Annotated in this window: 22 protein-coding genes; 8 read left to right on the plus strand and 14 right to left on the minus strand. The window is 39.5% G+C overall.

Annotated elements, in window-relative coordinates; translation table 11 throughout:
- Positions 1–257 precede the first annotated feature (257 nt).
- From VXM68_RS16340 to VXM68_RS16350, 3 genes are all read left to right on the plus strand, one after another.
- On the plus strand, positions 258–602 hold the full coding sequence (locus tag VXM68_RS16340; RefSeq protein ID WP_367209381.1) for a YciI family protein: 345 nt from the start codon (positions 258–260) through the stop codon (positions 600–602).
- A gap of 109 nt (positions 603–711) precedes the next feature.
- Positions 712–1926: an RNA polymerase sigma factor gene (locus VXM68_RS16345; protein WP_367209382.1), complete on the plus strand. Its 1215-nt coding sequence runs from the start codon at positions 712–714 to the stop codon at positions 1924–1926.
- A gap of 158 nt (positions 1927–2084) precedes the next feature.
- A complete protein-coding gene (locus VXM68_RS16350) occupies positions 2085–4064 on the plus strand; it encodes an ATP-binding protein (protein WP_367209383.1) in 1980 nt (659 codons plus the stop codon).
- 28 nt (positions 4065–4092) lie between these two features.
- On the opposite strand, the gene VXM68_RS16355 is transcribed toward VXM68_RS16350, so the two are convergent.
- From VXM68_RS16355 to VXM68_RS16415, 13 genes are all read right to left on the minus strand, one after another.
- Entirely contained in the window at positions 4093–4458 is a 366-nt protein-coding gene (locus VXM68_RS16355; RefSeq protein WP_367209384.1) for a PleD family two-component system response regulator, read from the minus strand.
- A gap of 311 nt (positions 4459–4769) precedes the next feature.
- Complete coding sequence (gene mdlD, locus VXM68_RS16360) at positions 4770–6089, minus strand: NAD(P)-dependent benzaldehyde dehydrogenase MdlD (RefSeq protein WP_367209385.1); 1320 nt, start codon at positions 6087–6089, stop codon at positions 4770–4772.
- A 141-nt stretch (positions 6090–6230) separates the two neighbouring features.
- The gene (locus tag VXM68_RS16365; protein ID WP_367209386.1) at positions 6231–6911 is read right to left on the minus strand and encodes a type 1 glutamine amidotransferase domain-containing protein; all 681 of its coding nucleotides are present in this window, start codon (positions 6909–6911) and stop codon (positions 6231–6233) included.
- 425 nt (positions 6912–7336) lie between these two features.
- The gene (locus VXM68_RS16370) at positions 7337–7834 is read right to left on the minus strand and encodes a cytochrome c family protein (RefSeq protein WP_367209387.1); all 498 of its coding nucleotides are present in this window, start codon (positions 7832–7834) and stop codon (positions 7337–7339) included.
- 20 nt (positions 7835–7854) lie between these two features.
- The gene (locus VXM68_RS16375) at positions 7855–8796 is read right to left on the minus strand and encodes a transporter (protein WP_367209388.1); all 942 of its coding nucleotides are present in this window, start codon (positions 8794–8796) and stop codon (positions 7855–7857) included.
- A gap of 8 nt (positions 8797–8804) precedes the next feature.
- The gene (locus tag VXM68_RS16380; RefSeq protein ID WP_367209389.1) at positions 8805–9866 is read right to left on the minus strand and encodes a cytochrome-c peroxidase; all 1062 of its coding nucleotides are present in this window, start codon (positions 9864–9866) and stop codon (positions 8805–8807) included.
- A gap of 2 nt (positions 9867–9868) precedes the next feature.
- Positions 9869–10735, minus strand: a complete 867-nt coding sequence (locus VXM68_RS16385; protein ID WP_367209391.1) for an MbnP family protein — start codon at positions 10733–10735, stop codon at positions 9869–9871.
- Between the two features lie 32 nt (positions 10736–10767).
- Positions 10768–11427 (minus strand): cytochrome-c peroxidase, encoded by a 660-nt coding sequence (locus tag VXM68_RS16390; protein WP_367209392.1) that lies wholly within the window; start codon positions 11425–11427, stop codon positions 10768–10770.
- Positions 11428–11447: 20 nt separating this feature from the next.
- Positions 11448–11849, minus strand: coding sequence for a cytochrome-c peroxidase (locus tag VXM68_RS16395; protein WP_367209393.1), 402 nt, complete (start codon positions 11847–11849; stop codon positions 11448–11450).
- A 17-nt stretch (positions 11850–11866) separates the two neighbouring features.
- Complete coding sequence (locus tag VXM68_RS16400; RefSeq protein ID WP_367209394.1) at positions 11867–12715, minus strand: MbnP family protein; 849 nt, start codon at positions 12713–12715, stop codon at positions 11867–11869.
- Between the two features lie 117 nt (positions 12716–12832).
- The gene (locus tag VXM68_RS16405; RefSeq protein ID WP_367209395.1) at positions 12833–13681 is read right to left on the minus strand and encodes a FixH family protein; all 849 of its coding nucleotides are present in this window, start codon (positions 13679–13681) and stop codon (positions 12833–12835) included.
- 14 nt (positions 13682–13695) lie between these two features.
- Positions 13696–14355 carry an SCO family protein gene (locus VXM68_RS16410; protein ID WP_367209396.1) on the minus strand — a complete coding sequence of 220 codons (660 nt, stop codon included), beginning with the start codon at positions 14353–14355 and terminating at the stop codon, positions 13696–13698.
- 89 nt (positions 14356–14444) lie between these two features.
- Complete coding sequence (locus tag VXM68_RS16415) at positions 14445–14825, minus strand: hypothetical protein (protein WP_367209397.1); 381 nt, start codon at positions 14823–14825, stop codon at positions 14445–14447.
- A gap of 479 nt (positions 14826–15304) precedes the next feature.
- On the opposite strand from VXM68_RS16415, the gene VXM68_RS16420 reads away from it, so the two are divergent.
- From VXM68_RS16420 to VXM68_RS16430, 3 genes are read left to right on the plus strand one after another with little or no spacing between them, the layout of a single operon-like run.
- A complete protein-coding gene (locus VXM68_RS16420) occupies positions 15305–18484 on the plus strand; it encodes a SusC/RagA family TonB-linked outer membrane protein (RefSeq protein WP_367209398.1) in 3180 nt (1059 codons plus the stop codon).
- A gap of 11 nt (positions 18485–18495) precedes the next feature.
- A complete protein-coding gene (locus VXM68_RS16425) occupies positions 18496–20262 on the plus strand; it encodes a RagB/SusD family nutrient uptake outer membrane protein (protein ID WP_367209399.1) in 1767 nt (588 codons plus the stop codon).
- 6 nt (positions 20263–20268) lie between these two features.
- Positions 20269–21588 (plus strand): glycan-binding surface protein, encoded by a 1320-nt coding sequence (locus VXM68_RS16430; RefSeq protein WP_367209400.1) that lies wholly within the window; start codon positions 20269–20271, stop codon positions 21586–21588.
- 196 nt (positions 21589–21784) lie between these two features.
- Here VXM68_RS16430 and VXM68_RS16435 read toward each other — a convergent pair whose 3' ends face one another.
- Entirely contained in the window at positions 21785–22645 is an 861-nt protein-coding gene (locus VXM68_RS16435; RefSeq protein WP_293957504.1) for an AraC family transcriptional regulator, read from the minus strand.
- Between the two features lie 85 nt (positions 22646–22730).
- On the opposite strand from VXM68_RS16435, the gene VXM68_RS16440 reads away from it, so the two are divergent.
- Entirely contained in the window at positions 22731–23678 is a 948-nt protein-coding gene (locus VXM68_RS16440) for an NADP-dependent oxidoreductase (RefSeq protein WP_294350235.1), read from the plus strand.
- A 62-nt stretch (positions 23679–23740) separates the two neighbouring features.
- Complete coding sequence (locus VXM68_RS16445; RefSeq protein WP_367209401.1) at positions 23741–24337, plus strand: NAD(P)H-dependent oxidoreductase; 597 nt, start codon at positions 23741–23743, stop codon at positions 24335–24337.
- Positions 24338–24369 lie beyond the last annotated feature (32 nt).

Genomic DNA, 24369 nt, shown 5'->3' on the forward strand with positions numbered 1-24369 from the left:
TATATGCAAAGCATAATTAATTAGGAAGCTTAAAACTTCTTTAAATTAAGTTCATCAGGTCGCAGGTAATCAATCTTCACTGCAATTTTTAAGACATTATTATGAATATCACTGTATTTGGCAATGCGGTTACGAAGATATAAGTAAACTTGGCTGTAAACGCTTTTTTTAATAAATTAGTATTAAAATCAGCACAAGATTGTCCCTATTTTAGTAAATCAATCGTATTAACTGCAAATAATAACAACTTTAAACATATGAAAGAATTTGCATTAATTTTTAGATTAAAGGACATTTCAGACTTCAAACCTTCGCCTGAACAAATGGAGGAACGTATGAATTGGTTAGCTGGAATTGCATCACAAAACAAATTGGTGGATAAAGGCAGCACACTATTACCATTTGAGGGAAGTGCTAAAACGGTAAGGCCCAACAATGTGATAACAGATGGGGCTTATACAGAAATTAAAGAATTTATCAGCGGTTATATTGTTGTAAGAGCAGATCATATTGACGAAGCAGTAGAAATGGCGAAAGACAATCCAATTTTTACCCAAGTGGGTGGAAGCATTGAAGTTCGAGAAGTTGTCAAACGTGATTAGATAAATCCAAGCGAACTTTCCAACAACATTTTTGTTGGAAAGTTTTGCATAATTTTAATAGAGTGTGTAAAAATTCTATACCATGAAGCTTCTATCTCATTTATTCCGATTGGAGTATACAAAAATAACGGCGGTCTTATGTCGTAATTTTGGTTTAAAGCATATAGAAATTGCAGAAGATATTGTCAGCGATACATTTTTAAAAGCTTCGCAACATTGGGCCGTCAACGGAATACCCGAAAATCCAAGAGCATGGCTCTATGTGGTGGCAAAGAACAAAACCAAAGACTACTTCAGGAAACTATCTGTTTTTGAGACAAAAATAAAAAAGGAAATACAGCCTTGCATCGAAGTTGAGCCCAATTTCGAATTTGACTCACAAATGGTTTCCGATAGTCAATTAGCGATGATTTTTGCCGTGTGTAATCCTGTAAACTCAGATGAAAGCCAAATTTGCCTGGCACTTCAGATTTTTTGCGGTTTTAGCATTGAGGAAATTGCCGACTCGCTTTTGACAAAGTCAGAAACTATTAAGAAGAGACTCCAAAGAGCGAGGGCAAATCTTCGAAATGATAATTTTCAACTTAAAAGTTTAACAAAAACCGAAATTTGCTTGCGATTGAACATTGTCTTGAGAACATTGTATTTGTTGTTTAGCGAAGGCTATTTTTCTAAATCAGACAAACAGCAAATTAAAATAGATCTTTGTTCAGAAGCAACACGACTCACATTGTTATTGACGGAGAATTCATTGACAAACACAGCTGAATGCAATGCTTTATTGGCTCTTATGTGTTTTCAAAGTTCACGACTTAGGGCGCGCACAAATGATAAAAATGAGGCTATTTTATTTGACGAGCAAGATAAAAGTCTTTGGGATAAATCACTTATTGAAAGAGGAAATTATTATCTGATAAATGCAACAACAGGTAACGAATTGTCAAAATATCATCTGGAAGCGGGAATTGCTTACTGGCATACTACAACGACCGGTAAAAATAAATGGGATTACATTTTAAAGCTTTATAACCAACTTATTTTAATTGATTATTCACCGATCACAGCACTAAATCGTACTTTTGCTTTTGCCAAAGTTTATGGCAACAAAGAGGCTATTCCTGAAGCCAAAAAGTTAAATTTAGTTGAAAGCAATTATTATCATGAATTGTTAGGTTACCTGTATTCCAGCGTAAACATTAAAAGAGCTATTGAACATTACAAACAGGCCATTAACCTAGCCAAATCCAATACTGAAAGGCAAACTTTATCAAAGAAAATAATGGAACTTAGTCGCATTTTAAAAAAATCAGCAATATCGCATTAAATGTTACCGATCAAAAATCTGCAATCTAGAGAGACAGATACAATAAAATCAGAAAATTCGAACGATAGCTATTATTAAGTTTCTTGAGTAAACATATAGCGGATTTAAATGCGATTATACATGGATTTAAATTATCTTTTCCATACTTTTGCTGGTGTATGAACTCCCCGACCGAAGGCCCATTTGATAATTCCTTTAGTACTGAATTAATTATTCAGGCTTTAGCTTCCTCGCCTGCACCCACCGCTATATATTCCAGCGAAAATATGATTATCCGTTTCGCAAATGCTGGTATGTTAGCACTCTGGGGCAAAGAATCTTCTGTTATCGGCAAACCGTTAATGGAAGCGATTCCCGAACTTGAGGGCCAGCCGTTTCTAAAATTGCTACAAGAAGTGTGGCATACCGGAAAAACGTATGCTGTATCTGAGGCGCCCGCTGTACTGATCAAAAACGGAAAGGAAACACTGGATTATTTTGATTACGAATATAGAGCGCTTGTTGACCAAGATCAGAAAACATGGTGTATTCTTAATACTGCACTCGAAGTAACTTCACGCCGGGAGTTTTTAAGGCAGATAAAGCAGAAAGAAGAAATAGAGCAGGCACTCAATGAGGAAATGGCTGCTACGCTTGAGGAACTTACCGCCACGAATGAAGAACTTAATAGCTATATAAAGCAGCTTGCAGATAGTCGAGAGTATATCCGAACAATCATAGCGCAGGCACCTGTGGGTATTGCCATGTTAAACGGTCCCGAACATCTCATTGAAATTGCCAACCCTGCAATCCTCAAGATTTGGGGGCGCAAAGAGTCAGAGTTAATCGGATTTCCTCATGAAAGTGCGCGGCCAGAGCTTCAGGGACAGCCGGTTAACGAATGGATTAAACACGTATATAAAACCGGAGAGCCTAAAATTAATACAGAATTCTCGGTAAAACTGTTGCACAAAGATGGCTTGAGAGAAGCGATCGTAAATTCTATCTATCAGCCTATATTTTCAGGAGATGGCGACATTTCAGGTGTGCTTATCATCCTAGAAGAAATTACCCAACAGTTTTTGGAAAGAAGACGGAATGAAAATAATCAGCAGATGCTCGCCCTGGCAATAGAAGCTGGTGAGCTCGCTACATTCTACTACCAAATTGCTACAAATAATTTTTCGGGGAACTCCATGCTCAAGACTTGGTTTGGCCTTTCAACTTATGAAAATGCAGATCTTCAAGAAGCCATATCTGTAATTTTACCAGAGGATATGGATCATGTTTTGGCAGCAATTCAATACGCGATTAGTCCTGAGTCCGATGGTCATTATTTTGTGGAATATAGGATTAAAAATAAGATTGATAAAAAAATAAGGCTTCTTCAGGCAAATGGAAGAGTATTCTACGATCAAAATGGAAATCCACTAAGTCTTAATGGTACACTTAGGGATGTGACAGAGCAAAAAAAAGAAGAACAGCGGAAGGATGATTTTATGGGTATGGTGAGTCATGAGCTTAAGACACCACTAACATCGCTTAAAGCTTATCTGCAAATGTTACAGCAAATGGACTTTCATACAAAGGAAGCTGCTCCTCAAAATATGCTTGGTAAATCTATAAAGCAAGTTGACTATATGACAAGTATGATTAATGGCTTTCTCAATGTGTCGCGGTTGGAATCGGGTATGATGTATATGGATAAAAAAGTTTTTGATTTTAAATTGTTGTTTTCAGAAATTGAAGAAGAGATATGCTTCACTGTCAAAACCCATAACTTTATTTTTAAATCTTGTGGGGCAGTAAATTTATATGCTGACCGAGAAAAGATAGCGCAGGTCATACATAACTTAATTGGCAATGCCATAAAGTATTCTGCTGCTGGATCGACGATAATTACAGATTATGTTTTGGACGATAAAAATATCAAAATTAGTATTCGAGATCATGGAAAAGGCATTGCATTTGATGACCAGGAACGAATATTTGAACGTTATTATCGGGTGAAGGAAATTAGCATTGGTGGAACAGCGGGCCTTGGTATAGGTCTCTATCTATGCAAGGAAATAGTAGAACTCCATGATGGAACTATAGGCGTAGAGAGTGATCAAAATGAAGGTAGTATCTTTTCCTTCAGCCTACCACTCCCCCATTAATCACAATAGCATTATATTCAAGCCTGTCTTATGCCTGAAGTGCGGTCAACTTATCAACCTTTGAAATAACATCGTTGATATCAAATGGTTTGCTCATAAAATCATCAGCGCTATGGGGATCATCGGTTTTTATAATTTTAGCGTGAGCACTCATCAATAATACCGGTACCTTAGATGTTATTGGATCGCATTTAAGCACTCGGCACACCTCGGTTCCGAGTCCATCAGGCAGCATCACGTCAAGCATAAACAAATCCGGCTGAACAGCCATTTCCCTACAGTTGAACTCCTTCACGGTTGAAAAGGTTACGACATTATAATTTTGTGATGATAAAAGAAGTTCAAGTACTTCCTGTATACCAACCTCATCTTCTAAAATAAAAACAGTTTTCATATTTTGTTGTAAGGAACCCAATAAATTGACAGCGCAAACGGTCTTATATAACCAACCTAATGCAGCGTTAAATAGTTCACGATACCTAAACAAAAACTGTGCAAGTTATGGTGTATGATAAATTTCTTTTAAGAAATTACAATTGAAAGTCGCATCAGGTCTCAAATCTTTAAAATTTATCAGCTCGTAACTTACACCGCTGGATATTATTCATGCTATCAATGAAACGACTATCCCGATCAGTCATTTAATACAATAGAGGCTGCTTTGGTAAGAAGCAGCCTCTATTGTATTAAATTTGAGGTTACATCCTACATAACTTGAAGAATAGATCGTTGATGACTAAAATTCTCTAGACTGAACTTACCATGATATTTACCCATTCCCGAATTTCCTACTCCACCGAAAGGGAGATAATGAGATCCCACGTGAATCAATGTACTGTTAATTTCGGCATCACCGCTTGTTGTTCGTGCGATCACATCGTCTGCAAATTTTTGATCTTCCGAAAACACATAAAGCGCCAAAGGTTTTGGTCTACAGTTAATTTCATTTAAAGCTATGTCTATATCAGTATAAGTGAGGATAGGTAATATTGGGCCAAATATTTCCTGTTGCATCACATCATCCTCCCAACTTATATTTGTCATGAGTGTAGCTTCGAAATGACGTGTCTCAAGATCGTATTTACCGCCATAGATCACTTTCTCTGACGCTGCTTCTAGATAAGAAGCTAAATTTTTGATCTGATGCTGACTGACAATCTTCCCTATTTTTCCTAATGATTTGTCTTCGTAAGTTGCTCTCAAATACGACTTAAATCGGTCTATAAATTCGTCTTTGATAGATTCATGAACATAAACATAATCAGGCGCAACGCAGGTCTGTCCGCAATTAATCCACTTGCCTGAAGAAATACGCTGAACAGCTTTTTCTAGGTCAGCATCGTGATGAACGATCGTTGGGGATTTTCCACCTAACTCTAATGTTAGCGGTATAAGCTGCTCAGCGGCAGCTTTCATGACGATCTTACCAACCTTTGGACTTCCAGTGAAAAAGATATAATCAAACGGAAGAGTCAATAAGAAGCTATTTTCTTCGATAGAACCCTGAAATACAGCAACGTAATTTTCATCAAACGCTTCTTTTACGATATCTTCAATAACCTGTGCAACATGTGGGGTGTTTTCAGATGGTTTTATTACAGCCGTGTTACCCGACATCAGGGCGCCGATGAGCGGGCTGAAAGTCAACTGAACAGGATAGTTAAATGGACCGATAATGTAATTCACGCCATAGGGCTCGTAAATATATTTACTAATGACATCAGCTCCTGAAGTATGCGGTTTTGATTTAACGAAAGTTGGTTTTACCCATTCTTCCATATTCTGGATCATATCATCAAGTTCATTTAATACAATTTGAATTTCGGCATATTCTGCTTCTTTCCTGCTTTTCCCAAGATCGATATTCAAAGCCTCACAGATTGCGTCAGTATAACTCGCAAAGACCTTGCGGAAATTTTGCAATTGAATTTTACGAAACGTAATTTCCTTCGTGGTCTGCGTTCTGAAAAAGTCTTTTTGTTTTTCAAATACGTTTTTTATCTTATTTTGAATTTGAGTGCCCATTTTATTATTATTTTTTCCCACCTTCAAAAATTTTGTCCAGCAACGGTAAGGTGGGGTGCATGTGACTAATTTGACATTAAGTAGTGTTGTTGTGCCGCTTAATGACAAAAGGCAGTACAAACTGCCTTTCATCGTCTATTATTATTTTTTTAGAAGTGTAATAAGCTTCTCCGCAACAGCTTCTGAAGATGCAGGATTTTGTCCAGTGATAAGAAAACCATCTTCCACCACATGCACACCCCAGTCATCTGTTTTGGTATAATGACCGCCTAATTTTTTTAACTCATCCTCTACAAGAAATGGTACTACCTCAGTTAGTTTGACAGCAGCTTCTTCACTATTCGAAAAACCAGTTACGTTTTTATCTTTAACAAATGCTTCACCGTTATCGAATTTTACATTTTTAAAGACACCGGGTGCGTGACACACAGCTCCTACAGGTTTTTTGCCATTATAGAAATCAAGAATCAATTGTTGGGAATCCCTATCATTTGCCAGATCCCAAAGCGGACCATGACCTCCCGGATAAAATACGGCATCAAAATCGCCTGCTTTTTGATCGCTCAATTTTTCGGTATTGGCAATAATTCGCTGTACTTCCTCATCTTTATAGTATCTTTCGGTCGCCGCCGTCTGCGCATCTGGAACCTCGCTATTTGGATCGACTGGAGCCTGCCCGCCCTTTGGAGTAGCAACGGTTATTTCAAAGCCAGCATCTTTAAATGAATAATAGGGAGCAGCGAATTCTTCCACCCAAAATCCCGTCTTATGTCCTGTATTTCCCAAATCATCATGGGAAGTGACTACAAATAGTACTTTCATGTTTTTTAATATTTAGCGATTTTTTTTATAAAGTGTTAAAATATCTCTCCATTACCTTATGGAGTAAAAATAATTGACAATGTAACGTAAAGATCAAATTCGATCAGCCAAGTTTAAAAACTCATCGTGTAATCAAAGTTACAACTAAAACTATATTGTGCAAAATATACTATTGAAATATATATATCTTGACTTTAGTTTTACCATATGCTCCAAATACTTTCTTGAAAAGTATAGTTTAATCGCTTTCCCTCTTAATAACACCAAATAGTATAAAATGGTTGGCATCTCTTAGCATGTAAAAATTGGGCTATAGGCATAATCACGATTCCGCTTGAAGAGGAATCAATATCCTTAAAAAATCTAGTTTTTCTTTTGGTACAACCATTGTCTCATATTTAATGTAAAAAATAAAATGGGTAAACTTATTTCGAGGCGCTATTACGTTCTCTCAAATATTCCAAAATAGCTCTGGCTTCTTCTTGCTGAAGTCCTAAGCTAATCATCGGCGAACTGAAATCTTTGCTCAGCGCTATTGCATCGGCATCTTTTTCAAGCATAGTGGCTGGATCCAGCATCATATTCATAATCCATTCCGGTGTACGGCGCTTTACAACGCCATCCAACGATGGTCCCACTAAAGTGCGTTCAAAATTGTGGCACATGGCACATTTGGAAACAAAGAGCTCTACACCTTTATTGGCTAGCTGTGCATCAAATGCTTTGTGTTCGATTGTGCTGACAGGCCCCACTCCCTTGGATCCATCTGATTTAAAATCCAACATTGCTGCATCTGTCGATGCTACGGTTTGGTTTGCTGCTTTACTGGTATCGTTTTCTTTTTTGTTTTCTCCATTACCGCCGCAAGCGATCATCCCGACGATACCCATACAGGAAAGGATTACATTAATTCTTTTGTTCATCTCTCTTTATATTATGGTGATTAAAAACTATAGGAAATATGGGTTAGCCAGCGTGGACCTGACTTGGCACGTCCGTCGGCAAGATCCTGGGACAATAAGGCTTGATAGTTGGCTCCCACACTGATTTTACCCATATTGACTTCGACACCGCCTATTCCGGACAAACTATATCCTCCCGACTGTGCTACATCATATCGTGCCATAGTGACGTCCTTAGGCTGTGTTTCGTAACCTACTCCTAAGTTGGGCGAAATACGGACTTTATCTTTTATATTGAATTTGTAGTATAATAATGAATTGACAGAAAACTTATTCGCATAACGATAATCGTACTTGTTCTCTGTATTCATCTTATAGCTTACATTGGTGTTCAATCCAAGGTCCATAATACGGATGTCGTAAGCCAGATTGATCATAAAATCTGTGCTGGCTGTACCCAGCTGAAAGTTGTTGGGTTCATCCTGACTGGCTGATGATCGCTGAGAATTATCATATTTTCCAGTAGGCGCTTTAATCCCTGCACCTATCCAAAGGGAATGGTTAAACATCTTGTTTGAGCGGGTACCTCCCATTTGTTCGAAGATTTTGTAATAACCATAAACGACCACATCTCCAAGCCCATCCATCTTCCCCATATCGCCACTTCCAGGGATCTTACGCTCATTGAAATTGTAGGGAACAATTGCCATAACCCGCCAGCGGCTTCCAAAATTCCATGCCCCCCACAGTTCCATTGTCTGATAAGTCTCATCCGCACTTATCGGCGTCCGATTGCAAGTGGGTCCAAGATGGGTCTGTAGGGTCTTGTACTGATAACGTACACCCACAAAACGCTTGTTAAACTGGGGCAGTATGCCCAAGTAATAGCTGCCTACCCCGCAGCCACAGATATCACATGCCCATGATGAAAGGGGCAATAGGGCCATAGCTAGAACTAATAGTTTTATCTTTATTCGCTTCATATTTAATTTTAGTTTACCACGAAACCCGTATTTCCAGGTTCCCCCAATATTTTGTTGTTTACGAAAGAGGCATCATTTAATGTTTTTAAAAACGCCAATAAATTAGCCTTTTCTTCATCCGACATGTGGACACCCAAAGTGCCGTCCGCTTTCCGAAATCCCGGATCTAGGGTTTTTGAATCGACCATACCATTACGATAGTGCTCCAATACACGATCCAAAGTCAAGAATCGGCCATCATGCATATAAGGACCTGTATAGGATAGGTTGCGCAGGCTTGGCGTCTTGAATTTATAGCGATCATTGTGATTCAAGGTAACGGTATCCCTGCCGATATCGTTGGCATGATTGGGTAACAATCCATTGTTATGATAATCACGATCGGTAAATAAAGTCTCTGTGTGACAACGAGCGCAGTTATTTTGGTAAAAGAGGTAGCCTTTTTTTTCAGTATCTGTAAAAGAGGCTCCATTTTCCTTCCGCGTAACCTGATCATACTTTGAATTGGCACTAATGGCCATAAGCATAAATTGAGAAAGCGCTTTAAAGAACCGCTCATCTGTAATCCCCTCGCTACCGAAGGCTTTCTTGAACCGTTGCTGATAATCGGAATCTTTGCGCAGTTTGCTCAGTACATTACTTACTGACTCGTCCATCTCCACAGGATTTGTAATTGCGTTAACCGGCGACATATCTAAATCGAAGACACCACCATCCCAAAAGAATTCCTTTTGCCAGGCCATATTGAAAATCGGCATCGGATTTCGTATGCCCAGCCTATCGTCAATACCATGGCTCACATCGTGACCATGGTGGGTAAATGCCGCTGAAAGGATATGACAACTCCCGCAGGCAATGGTATTGTTGCGGGACAAACGTGGTTCATAAAAAAGCTGGCGCCCCAACTCGAACACCTCGGATGTGATGGGATTACGCTCAAACTTATAAACGGGATCCGGAAAATTACCCGGAGGTACAAAGCCGGGAAATATATCCTCCACAATATCATCTGCTTTATGGCAGGCCCAGACCAGGGCTAAGACGAGTGAAAAAACAATAAACTTTTTCATAGTTACAATTCAGATTCGCTTTTTACGAAGTTTTCGGTATGGTCATGGGTAAACAAGGAGGTAAAGTTATTGGCGATATTTTGACTGAATTCGCTAAACATGACATTTGGATGCTGCACAATGGAAAATGTGTAAGGCCCATTGAACACTTTCATCACATCAACGAACAAATGCACATTGCTTCGCAAGCCTTCGCGGACCTGGGCGATGCCAGCCTGATTTAAATCCATACTGATCTCCTTTATATTATTGAGTGTAGGTGCTTTGGGATTGTAACCTCCATATCCACCAATATGATATTTAAACTGTTTATTTCCCGTTGGATCCCCTTGCTGATCGTCCGATATTGCATCACAATACCCCTCCAGCTTAAAGAAAATATAACCCTGATTCCATCCCCAGTACATTCCGTCATGCCCCTCTTCAGGATTAAAGGACAACACACCTTGCCTTGCTTCCGTTGGCATGGTACTACGTGCGCTATCAACCCCGATGATAAATTTGACTTTATTATAGTCCCCCTCAGGAACCTCAACTTTTGCAAACCGTGTAGCTTTATCCGAACCCTCTATAAAAAAGTAACTTTTTTCCTGTGGAACCACATATTCACTGCCGTCTGCTTTGTAGAGCTTAATGTTGCTGATATAATACCGTAGTATTTTGATCCGAAAAGTTTCACCCTTCGCATTTCTATACGCACGGGTATCAAATCCCAATGTCTCATCGCCAACGATATTGTCAAATTCGATGGAGAACACTCCTTTTTTAGTATCGTCAGGTGCAGGTGCATCCTTCTTGCTACATCCGGCAGCTAAAAAGAGTGAAATAGCAAGAATGAATACCGAAATATTAAATTGAATCGTTTTCATATTTTTTGTTTTTATGTTTTTTTTTTGATGCTTTACTTTGGATTAGCGTATTTCGCTTCTGAAAGTAGCTTCTCGTCAGTAAGGCTGATCAAAAATGCTTTGATCGCTTTTACTTCTCTGTCTGAAAGAGCAATCCCCGGATTTCCATTAGCCTGAAAAAGTAGCCGGTCTGTATATATTGTGTTTTTTATTCCGGATTGATAGTGTTTTAAGACTTCGTCAATGGTTGCGAAGCGTCCGTCATGCATATAAGGAGCGCTTACCATGACATTTCTTAGAGAAGGCGTTTTGTACGCGCCTAAGTCTTTGATATCGTAGCTGATGCGATATCGCCCCTTGTAAACCCAATCTTTGGAATCGTCACTAAAATCGGTATCTATACCATTATTGTGATAATTGTTGTCTGTAAATAAGTCTGTAGAATGACAGCCTCCACATTTTGACTGAACCAATTGCATACCCAGCAGTTCGTCTTCACTGAAGCTAACCTGTCCCTCTTTCCTTTTGTAGCGATCGTATTTTGAATTGGCGGATATAATTGTGCGCTGAAACTGGGCCAGGGCCCTCACCACACCCGCAGCCGTAGGATTTTCTCCAAATGCCTCTTTAAAGAGACCGACATAAAGAGGTTTTGCCATTAAACGATCGACCATTTCGGGAAAGTAAATTCCCATTTCATCCTCGTGCGTCAAAGGACCAAAGGCCTGCGATTCTAAATTTTTGGATCCGCCGTCCCAAAAAGTCCATTATTGGCCCAGGCCAGATTGAACAATGCAGGTGAATGCCGATCCAGGGCTTTGCCAGAGATACCAAGATTTGAAAGGATCAGACCATCCGAAAAAGCACGATCCTGATGATGGCAGCTTGCGCAGCTTACTGTCATGGTAGAGGACAATAAGGGTTCGTAAAACAGGCGCTGTCCGAGTTCGACGCCAGCTTTGGTCAGGGGATTGTCTTGCATAGCGGCAGGCTTTGGAAAGTTGGCGGGCACTTCCATTACGTAAGGCGTATTATCTTCCGGATCAACCGTTTCTATGGTTTCCTTCTGACAGGAAAACATTAGATTGGCCAACAACAAAAATCCAAAATGCAGTACCTTATTATTTTTTGACATTGACATCCCCACTGATCTTATTTTGTTTTGGATTCAGTTCCTTTGAAAACTATTGCCTTGGAAAGAAACGTATCGCGCAAGCCTTTCATCAGATCTTTTGTTGTCTGACTGATGGTATTATTGGCCCAAGGATAACGGGTGTTTGACAAAAGCTCTTTCACATCGACATTAAAATTGATATTGGAAGTGTTGGTACCACTGATTTCAATATTTTTATCAAATGTAACTTCTTTCTCTGCACCAGTATAGAGATCATTGGAACCGATATCCCACAATAATGGTTTTTTGTTTGGATTGCCATCGGCCCAATAGATATTTCCTTTCAGGTTCAAGAATTTGTAGCTTGTAAACCACATCCATCCATCATCAAACCCCATTCCGTTCAGCACGCCAAGCTCCCCTGTGGTCAACGAGAAGTTATCATTATATTTAGGCTCAACACCGATCGAAAATTTGATACTTTTGTATTGTCCTACCGGAATATTTTTGAGCTGTATTTCTTCTCTTTTTGTAGCAGGGTAGACATCATTGGAGTGATCAACGACCAGTTCTTGGGTTTCCTCTACTAGGTAATATGAATTGGGTACCAAGACTTCCTGTCCGGCAGCATTGATCAACTTGACATTGCTGACCCAGTAACGGAATCTGTTAAAATCAAATTGAAGATTGTAGGTGCCACTTTCATTGGTCAGCTTGAAATCATATTTTTTGTTCAGTTCAAAATCCTGGTCACCATATCTTGCGTCGAATTTGAGCGTTGCTGTTCCCTGGCTGTCAGTTAAGATTTCTTTAACTACTTCTTTCTCACAAGATGAAAGAATAATACCTGCAACTGCAGTCAATAAAAACATTAGATTTTTTTTCATTTTAATAATTTATTTTTTATATGTGTGTTGGTTATAAAATTATCGCAAACTTGGAAGCTATTTGGAGTTGAAAAAACAGCCGTATGTTATGCTAATTCCATATTTTTATTTCAATTACTATTTAATTACCTGAACAAAATATTTAATATCATCCTGATTCGCTTTCTTGCCGTCTTTCCACAGTTCAACGATGATTTCCCATTGTCCGGCCATGGAAAAGTTAACTTCGCCTTCATAGTAACCATTTCCTATTCCTTCAGCATCCTTATTGCCCGAAGAGCCGTGTCCCATAGATGGCATATTTGTTTTCAGCTTGATGACGTATCCATCCAATGGTGGAAAATTATTGTGCTCCATCCTACTCATCAAAAACTTGATGGGATGCTGTCCTTGCTTTACTGTGTCAGGTAGCAGGTTAGATATAAATACGCGACTATCATCCCGGGTACCGGAGCTCATCGTCCGAATTGTCTTTGTGGCTGATACCGGAAGTTTAATGACCACGGTATCTATTTTATTGTCCCTTGTTAAAAGGGTATACAAATGCCAGCCTGGTCCCATATCCGGTATATCGGCCATGATAAACACTATTGCCCCACGGTACCAGCCCTCGCCTAAAGCAATAGGATGTTCAAAAGGTGCTCCATGTTTCATCATTCCCATATCCATCTGTGGGTAATAGTCAAGGGATGAACTATTGTAAGGTTTGCCATCTTTGTCCTTTACCTGTAAATAAACAGTGTGGTACTTATTGTCAAGTTTAGCATCAGCAAACACTTTAAATGTTAGCTCATTGTTTGTGGTATCAGAGATCGGAATAAGTTCGGATTCGCTGGGAATGGATGGTGCCACGGAATCCTTGGCACCAGTATGTTTTTTGGCGTTATTTTCGGACGAACAAGCGATCGCCAATAAGGCAATTGAAAATGCTACGGTTAGTTTGAAAACTAGTTTTGATAATTTCATTTAATTGTCTTTTGTTATCCTTCATTCAGCAAAACCTGAATATCGGCTATAATTTTTGGAATTGAATCTGTTTTTGTACCATCATATACAGCCCTGATCCGAAAAGCAGTATCAACAAGTGTAAAAGCACCACTATGAACGAATCCTCCTGGAGCATTCGGATCTTGCTGTGCGAACGAGAAATAACCTTCATTACCAGCGAGCTCGTACACCGCGGCTTTCGGACCATGAAGGAAAAGCCAATTGGAGGGTGCGCCCAGTTCTGCTGCATACCGCTTCAACACATAGGGTCTGTGGTATCTGGGGTCTACCGTGTGTGATACAATAACAACCCGGGGTTCATTGACAAAGTGTTTTGCTACCTGAAGCAAATTGCGAGCAGTGACGGGACAGATCGTGGGACAACGCGTGAAAAAGAAATCGGTCAGATAGATTTTTCCTTTCAATGTATTTTTAGACACGATGTTGCTATCCTGATCTACCAGTGTAAAATCGGGAATTGTATGGTATAGGGTATCCATAAGCTTAATTCCGTCCTTATCAGTTTCAGTAATCTCTCTTTCCCCTAAAATGGGTAATCGATCTGAAACAGAGGATGGCGAACATGCAATAAATTGGCATGTTAAAAATGAAAATAAGCCCACAGATATCCCAATACGGGAATATGTGTTCATGTTATCTTGATTTATTTATTTTTGACAATCGCAATTGAAAAAGCTATCGCATTGAATAGCTTATCAATTGTTACATGCTATAAAATAATTTAAACCAATGGTGGATGGAAAATTGTAAAAATGGGATTGTACGAATAATCTTGTTTGTACTCTGGGTAAGTCAAACCAATATTATCTTCGTGATTTAAGGAAGATATATCAAAAGAAAAATTGTGGGAGCTGTCGACAAAGACTACGTCAATAATACGAGATTCAAGATTTTTTTGTTCTTTTTCCTCATGTTCGCGCATTTTCTTCATCAATACACATTGTCCGCGGCAGGACAGTGCTTTTTCATTGAAGCGATTTACACATTCATTGCGTGCGATATAATCCCTATTCAATTCAAATACAGACCATAGCCATACATTTGAGAAACTCTGTAGGAGCATCAATGGCAGCAAGATCCATATGAATTGTTTCGCTTTCATGTTTAGTTAATTCGCCAAATATAAAAATGATCGTTGGAATAAGCAACAAGCAAGAAAAATAAATCTTCTAGCGCATATGCTCATCGTAATTTTTACATCTGTATCACAGTAAGTTAAAAAAGGATGTAACAAATTACAATGATTATGAAACACAACTGTATTTTAATTTTAAAATGTTATCACGACATTTAAATCCAACAAAGGGCAAGCATTCCGACCTATGTCGAACGAAATTCCCTAAACCAATTATAAATACTATTTATATTATGAAAAATCCAAATCAAGGAATGAGTATTGCTGTGCGCCAATTTCATCCATCAGTCCAATTTTTAACAACCACTGAACATCTACTGCGACGTGCCAAGCCAAAAATTTCTTTCCTATTCTTTAGGCGTAACAATTGATTTAAAAACTAGAAATAAATCAATAGTCTTTTTCAAAAGAGAAAAATTGGAACAATAAACTAACCTCTTTAAATTATGAAAATTCATTTATTAATAATTCTGTATTTGTTCACCTGTCTAGAAGCTTTCAGTCAGAGTACACAGATAACAGGCTCAGTGAAAAATTTGTCCGGTGAGCCGTTGATTGGCGTTACGGTGAGAATAGAGAATTCCAGTACCGTAACCAAAACAAACAATGATGGCTTCTATACCATAAAGGCTCCAAAAAATGCAAACCTTAACTTTTCGAGCGTAGGTTATCAATCCATTACAGTCGCTATTTCAAATCGTAGAACGATTGACGTTATCCTGCAAGAAGACACCAAGAAAATTGACGAAGTTATTGTAAACGTTGGGTATGGTACAATGAAGAAAAGTGACCTTACAGGTGCTGTGTCGTCAATTTCGGCAGAGAGTATACAACAATCTGTACCCACTACAATAGATCAAGTATTTCAGGGGCGTATAGCGGGGTTACAAATGTCATCCAACTCTGGCCTTCCTGGAGGCGGAAGCTCTGTTCAGATTCGGGGAATTAACTCAATCAACAGTACCAATGAGCCTATTTACGTTGTAGATGGAGTTATTATGAGTGGACAGACTGGTAATAACGACGTGAATGCACTGGCAGGGATCAATCCGAATGACATTGAAAGTATCGAGGTGCTTAAAGATGCATCTGCTTCCGCAATTTATGGTGCTCAGGGTGCAAATGGTGTCATTATAATCACGATGAAAAAGGGTAAAAATGCGCGCCCTATCATCAGTTTCAATGCAAAATATGGTCTTGAAGAGCTCCCAAAAAAGATAGAAATGATGAATCTCAGGGAGTATGCCGTACACCACAACGCGTTTTCCAATGTGCTTGGTTATGGCTTTCGGACTGATTTTGCGCACCCTGAGTATTTAGGTGAAGGAACAAATTGGCAAGATGAGCTCTATCGGGTGGGAAAACTACAAACGTATGATGTTGCTGTAAGAGGTGGCACCAAGATCTCCAATTATGCAGTATCTGCAGGTTATCTTGATCAAGATGGTATCATATATGGGGCAGGCTTCAAAAGATTTACTTTCCGACTAAACCAAGAGACCGAATTGCGCCCCTGGCTAAAGATGGGTGCTGTACTGAATGCAAATTATACTAAACAGGCTACTGCTGTTTCAGCATGGAGTGTTGTAGGAAGCTCCTTGCTCCAAACACCATCTATACCTGTACGCAACGCCGATGGTACATTTGGTGGCCCCTCGTCGGAGTATGATGCCAATAATCTAGGCTTTGCAAACCCATTGGCGATTGCGCAGCTCAACCAACGTAATCGGACCCAATTCGGAGGAAGAGGTAATTTCTACCTGGAATTTAAACCGACGACATGGATGAATTTTAGATCCGAACTCACCGGGGAAGGTAATACAAATAATTATCAGCAGTTTTTGCCGGCTTATACATTCGGGGCTTCGATTAAATCAAACGCTGAAACGAGACATGAAAAGTCCTTCAATACGTTCTGGTCGCTGAAAAACCTTCTAAATTTTAACAAGGATTTTGGCACAAAACATAAGACAACATTTATGCTCGGAAATGAAGTCATTGCCACACGTTATGAATTTTTAATGGGTGAGCGGCAATACGGTTCAAGTGAACTGCCAGGTTTAGACGCTGGCGACGCGGAATATGATTCGAATGCCGGAAACTCAAACGAAACCAAAAGGGTTTCTTTCCTTGCAAGAGGTACATATAATTATGATGATAGATATCTTTTTACCGCAACATTTCGCCGTGATGGATCGCATAACTTTGCTAGAGGCCATAGATGGGGAAATTTTCCTTCAGCAGCGCTGGCGTGGCGGGTATCCCAGGAGCGGTTCTTCGCTCCTCTGAAAAATACAATCGATGACCTCAAATTTAGAGTGAGCTATGGAGCTGTTGGCAATGCCAATGTTGACGCATTTGCTTACCAAGCCATTTTGGCCAATGCCCTCACAAATAACTGGGGCATCGGATATTCGACTTCAAATATTCCGAACGAGTTTATAACATGGGAAACAACAAAGTCATGGAATATAGGTTTAGATCTAAGCTTTTTAAAACGCCGTATCGAACTAGTTTTTGATGCTTACAATAAAATCACAGACGATCTTCTTTTGCGGCTGTCGTTGCCCTCATTTACCGGAACACGTGGCAATACCCCTGGCTCGGCAGCCCCACCTTATTATAATATTGGTGCAATTCAAAATAAAGGAATTGAGTTTTCTCTCAATACACATAACGTCAAAAAACCTGATTTTAATTGGCGAAGCGGACTCGTATTTACCCTCAATAGAAATAAGGTAACGCGGATGAATACCAGTACAGCAACAATTCAGCAAATTGATTATTCTAATGGAACAAATATCATCACACAAACGATGCAGGGTCGGCCTATTTCGCAATTTTACGGATATAAGCAGAGTGGCCGAATTAATTCTGCCGCAGACTATTTAAAAGACAACGGTAACGGCACCAGTACGGTAATTACAGCAACTTTTAAGAATAGAATTGGAGATATCGTGAATAATGAAGGTTTAGCAACCTCCACCTATGTAGGCGACATCCTTTATGCAGATCTAAATCAGGACGGGATCATCAACGATGCTGACATGGCATTGATCGGAAGCCCATTGCCTAAATTTACGTTTGGTCTGAACAATACATTTAATTACAAAAACTTTGATTTCACGCTATTTCTAAACGGATCATTCGGCCATAAGATCTTTAATATTCTCCGAACATCTCTAGACAATCCCAGAACGTACAGCAACGTTCGAAAAGGGGTAGCCAATTATGCTCAAATTGGTTACTACGATGGCAATGCAGAAAATACAAACGTTTGGAACGCTTATGTGCTACCCGGCTCAGACCCTGAATTAGGCAGAATATCGGTCAGAGACGCTCAAAATAGTATCTTTAGTGATCGTTTTGTAGAAGATGGAACTTTCTTAAGGGTACAGAATATTGCATTGGGTTATCGTTTTCCTACAAAATTCTTATCAAAATATAATATCAATACTATTCGGGTATATTCCAATTTACAGAATGTGTTCATCTTCACAAAATATAAAGGCTACACGCCCGAAGTAGGCTCTAGCTCGGGTCAGAGTATGCTTCGCTACGGCGTAGACGGTGGATTTGTCCCTTCACCTCGGACGTACACATTGGGTTTAGATATTACTTTTTAATCAATTTGATCATGAAAAAAGCATTTTATTATATCTCTTTGGCCTGTGCCGCTTTAATAGGCTTTTCCAGCTGCGAAAAATACCTCGATGTAACATCAGAAACACAGAAACAAGCTAATGAATCGTTTAAAAATATCGCTGACCTCCGTGGTGCCACAGCGTTTCTGTACTGTCGTCCATGGTATACCACCAACACCTCACTTCGGGAAATCACCGAAGCCAGAGCGGGGAATCTGTATGTCGATGGAGTCACCGGCGAACTGATTACCACGGCTTTGTTCTCTGAAGTTGCCAATTACAATAGCATCGCGAACTCCTGGGCATCACTATATCTTGTCATTACCCAAGCGGATTACATTATCAATGATTATGTAAAGACAGCGATCGCAAATGGTGTAAACGAAACGGAAGCAAAAGCATGTGAAGCTGAAGCCCGTTTTATGCGTGCAACCGCTTATTGGTATCTTGCCAATCTTTGGCATGATGTGCCTATTATAGACGATCCTAGAAACCATACGTTAAATCCGCTAACTCCGCCAAATCGCTTTGAAGATGTGGTACAATATGCCATTAATGATCTACTATTTGCGGCCGAACATCTTAAAGATACCGATACAAAAGGTCGGGTCACCAAAGATAGCGCACGCGGTATGCTGGCGCGGTTGTACCTCATGGCTGCAAATTACGCCATGGGTAATCATTTTTCAGCTGAATATATAAGCAGGAATAATGGCGGTAGCAACAGCGGATTGGCTGACAATTACTTCGAGCAAGTAAAAAAGCTATGTCAACAAGTAATTGAAGGCGGCTACTATGCTATGTTATCCGATTTTGAACAATTATGGCGAACGCAGAACAATAATAATTCAGAAACTTTGTTTGGAATTCAATTTATACCAGGTATTACAGAATGGGGATATACAAGTCCATTGAACGATCTTGCTTACAACAGAGAATTAACAGGAAACTTGAACGGGGGCGGAGCGATATTCGCCTCTTACGATATGCTAAAGTCTTTCGTTGATGATGGTGCGTTGGCACGCATGCGTGGAAGTGTAGCAGTACCCGGACAAAATTACAATTACATAGGAACACACTTAAGCGCGGGAAGCTGGACTGTGCCTAGTGGAAAGACAAAGGTCAATCTAAAAAAATTCGTCGTCGGAAGCAGTAAAGACACCGATGGTGCCGCCGTTCAGGGCAATACAGGCTTAGTATCGCCCATGCTACGGATGTCGGAAATTTATCTCATGTATGCTGAAGCCGCCCTGGGAAAACAGCAACAGACTGCTGATCCGCTTGCGCTAGCTTATTTTAATAAAGTTCGAGAAAGGGCATTCAGCAAAAATACACAAAATTACGTGGCTACAACAACGGTTACCCGCAATAAATTATTTATGGAAAGGAGACTCGAATTTTTTTATGAAACAATCTATTGGACTGATCTTAAAAGGAGATCTTTCTACGACATGGACTGGATCCTTAACCTTCTTAACAACAAGCTGAAAGATAGTGATGCTGAAACTCCATTTACTAATTATGCTGCTTGGGCTTACACCTATGATCCTCTGCTCTATCCTTCTGGTAAAGGCTGGACAAATTCTCCTCGCGCGCAAAGTGGGTATAAGCCCCAGTCAGTGGTACACAATCTGCCCGCAGGATCTTATGTGCACGCAGTGGGCGCAACATCCAATATTTGGTGTTTGCCCTATCCTTCTGCAGATGTAACAACTGATCCTGAACTGACCTCAGCTCCAATAAATTATGACTTTAAATAATTTGACATGAAAAATTTAAGAATTATATATATATTCATTTTAACGTTGATATGTTATAGCTTTTTTTCTTGCAAAAAGGATGTATCTAGCAGCAACATTCAGATTGCGGGTGTCTGGTCACACAGCCGAAATACAGAGAGCTCCCAGATATCTTCCATTTTTTTCAACAACTGGATTCGTATTCACGGCAACGGTTTTAACGGGCTGCAACGCGTATATTTTAACGGAATGCAGGTTCCATTTATACCTATTTATGTGACTGACACAGACATTATTATTAATGTACCAGAGACCGTACCGACAGGGAGTGACGTAAATGACCCAACTCTTTTGCACACGATCAAGCTCGTGACCTCAGCAGGTCAAGCAAGCTTTGATGGATTTATTTTTCGCGACCCCGATAAAATACCCTCGATCACTGGAGTGTCCTATACAATGCCCTATGCCGGAGATCTCATTGAAGTATACGGCAAAAACCTGAAAGAAGCCAGTGCGATAACTTTCCCTGATTCGACAAAAGGCATTATAAAATCTGCCAATGACTCCATTTTACAAGTGATTGTTCCGGCTAACATCGATAGACAAAAATATGGTCGTGTTACGATTGACATCGATAATGAGCGCTATTCTTCTGCACCTTACATGTTTTTTCAAAATGGCGTGTTTCTACGAACGTTCACAGAGGAAGCTATGATTGCCGGAGGAAACAATGGGATCAGAATCTACTCAAATCCATTGGAAATAACTGCACTTACAGGCCTTCCCCAAAACCCAGAATACGTCATCGCTATACCAGCGACAAAAGTCGATATACCCGTAGCGGCAAATAATGGTATAAGTGGCAACTTCTTTAAGTTTTACGCCTACAAAGCTTTCAATACATTGATTGCAAAAAATGGGGATATAAAAGGAAATACGTCGATTGAAAATCTCGCCATACAATTTGACCTCTATATGCCGTCACCGTGGATATCGGGCGCCATTCCATTTAAAATGAATAAAAATAGAAGTGGTGTAAACTATGCCTACCTCTATAATATCACTCCTTGGGAATGGAAAAAAGTGATTACAGGAGGTCTTGAGCTAAACCCGTTTAAATTTGAAAATGGGTGGAAAACTATTACGCTTAAGTTTAGCGATTTTCCAACATTAGCCATGAGCTCGCTAAAAGACTATTCAACATCGTTGCAAACAAATGGCTTTGAATCACTGGTGGGCTATACGAATTACGATGTCAACGAAGATGGCCATACACCGCAAGCTGTGAAGAACTTTCAGATGTACCTTGCAAACTTTAGGCTTGTTCCATTGACAAATTTAGAATAAAACATCCGTCATATTATCCCTTCCCTTATCAATCCTTTCCGCCCAGAATTAGCTCTAATTACTGGGCGGAATAATTTTATTCACAACCGCCTCTTCGAATATTCCATCTGCCCTATTTACTGGAAGATATAGAATATCTTATGGTAAGCATTGGATCGGCAATCTGGTAGGTTTTTTAGCTCGATATCGGCTATATTTAAGCCTTGTAAGCTTCTTTCGATATATTTTGATGCGCAGTATTGCGATAACCTTTTAAGCTCAAACCTTTATGTCTTTTGAAGAACTTATTGATATGGCTTTCATCTGCAAACCCAAATTCATCGGCTAATTCATGAACCCTTTTGTCACTAAACCGTAATCTATGTTCTATCAAACGAATACGATAAGAGGATATATAACTTTGGATGGTTTCGCCGCATTGTTTTCTAAAATAAGTACCGAGGTAAGTTGGAGCTACACCGAACTGATTAGCAATTGCAGAAATTTTCAGTAATTCTGGCTCTCGAATATTTTCCTGTATATAATCTAGTATCTGCAATATTCGACCGTCTGATTTAGAGGAGATGCCCTTAGGCTTCATCACAGCAATATTTCTTCCTGCAATGACAATGACAGCATTGACCAAATGACGGTTAAGATCCTCGTTGTAGATGGATTGATGAGCTATGGCCTGTCGTAAATTCTGCATAAGTAAAGCAACCATTTCCTGATCTTCTCTATTGACAAGGACAGAACCAGCTAAATGTGAAGCATAATATAATATACATTCCAGATGGTCAATACTTTTCCATTGGTATTCTTTTATATAGCTTTCCCTAAAACGTACCACCATAAACTCACATATGCTTTCTAAATCAAACTCGTGACGATCATGCGGTGCAAGGAGAAACATATCACCCGCATGGTAAGCGAGCTTGTTCCCATTGACAACGTGAACTCCACATCCCGAAATAACATAAACCAATTCAAAAAAATTAAATTCCCTGTCCCGCAATGGGCAGTGGTCCACCTTTTCATAAAAAACTTCTATTGATTGATAAATATTTTCTTTTGGCATACTACAAAACTACCAATAAATACTGTAAAAGTACCTGTTTTAGGGACTTTTATCGGTCTATATTTGCCTAACAAATAGTAAAAAAATGAAAGCAATAATATTGGAAAAGTTCGGAAATACAACTGGTCTTGTTTACAAGAATATTGAAAAACCAAGTGTTAAAGCACATGAAGTTTTGATAAAGGTAAGAGCCATAAGTGTGAATCCTGTTGATGCTAAAGTCCGTAGCAGGCAAGCACCTTTAGCAGAAGAATTGGCACATCATGATCCATTGATTTTGGGGTGGGATGTTTCTGGAGAAGTGATAGAAATCGGGGATCAGGTTCATCAATTCAAAATTGGTGATGAAGTTTTCGGGATGATCAATTTTGTTGGTCACGGCAAAGCGTATGCCGAATACGTCTCTGCTCCGGCGGAGCATCTTGCTTTTAAACCGCATAACATTAGCCATATCGAAGCCGCGGCCAGTACCTTATCGGCCTTAACAGCATGGCAGGCGTTTGACAGTTATGGAAAATTGAGACCGCAAGATAAGGTTCTTATTCACGGAGCTTCGGGTGGCGTAGGGCATTTTGCTATACAAATTGCAAAACATATTGGTGCTTATGTGGTTGCAACATCATCTAATTCCAATCGAGATTTTGTACTCAGCTTGGGTGCAGATAAACACATTAATTATAAAACGACGCATTTTGAAGATGTACTTCATGACATAGATTTTGTACTAGAAACCATTGGAGGCGATAATTTCCAAAAGTCTGTAAGTGTACTAAAACCGTTTGGAACTATAGTGGCATTACCGTCTGGCCACACAAAAGACGACGAGCTTAAAGCGCAACAAAAGCAGTTACATGCCTGCTATTTCATGTCGGTTTATTCTTGCGGTGTTGATATGCAGCGAATTGCATCACTATTAGAAAGAGGTATTTTGATACCTCATATTTCTCATGTGTACAATTTCGACGAGATAGCAAAGGCACATATACACATCGAAACCGGCCGTACAGTCGGAAAAATAGTAGTCACTTTATAAAACGTTAAGCCATTTTACAACCAGCAAATCAAGTTATCCAACAGCATTTTAAGTCAAACGAAATGAAGAAGATAGTAGTCATCAACGGACATCCCGATAGTGATAGTTTCAACGAAGCATTAGCGCAGTCATATATTAAATCTTCCTTAACAAATGGCGCTGATATACGTTACGTGGCCATAGGAGCATTAAATTTTAACCCCAATCTCCAGTTTGGTTATCGACAAAGGATGGACCTTGAACCAGATTTGGTAAAAGCATTCGAAGATATACAATGGAGCCAACACCAGGTTTGGATACATCCGCTGTGGCGGATGGGTATGCCTGCAATTATGAAGGGCTTTATCGACCGTTTATTTCTACCAGGATTAGCTTTTAAAAGTGATAAAAATGGGATTAGTACAGGTCTGCTAAGTTCAAAAACAGCAAGAATTATTACCACATCTGGCGATTTATCTTTGGATACTTATGAAGAAATTTACCATTCTTGTGGGCTGGTTCAATTGGGAAAAGGCATATTGAGATATTGTGGCGTGTCATCCATTCAAAGCGTATTTATAGGCCCATTACACCATATGGATAGATTTGATAGGGCAAAATACCTAGAATATACAGCCTCGATGGCTTTTAATGATATAAATATAACATCCTCAACTTAGTTATAGTTTTTTATTAGAGATTACTATAAATC

Source organism: Sphingobacterium sp. R2, assembly GCF_040760075.1.
GTDB lineage: Bacteria > Bacteroidota > Bacteroidia > Sphingobacteriales > Sphingobacteriaceae > Sphingobacterium.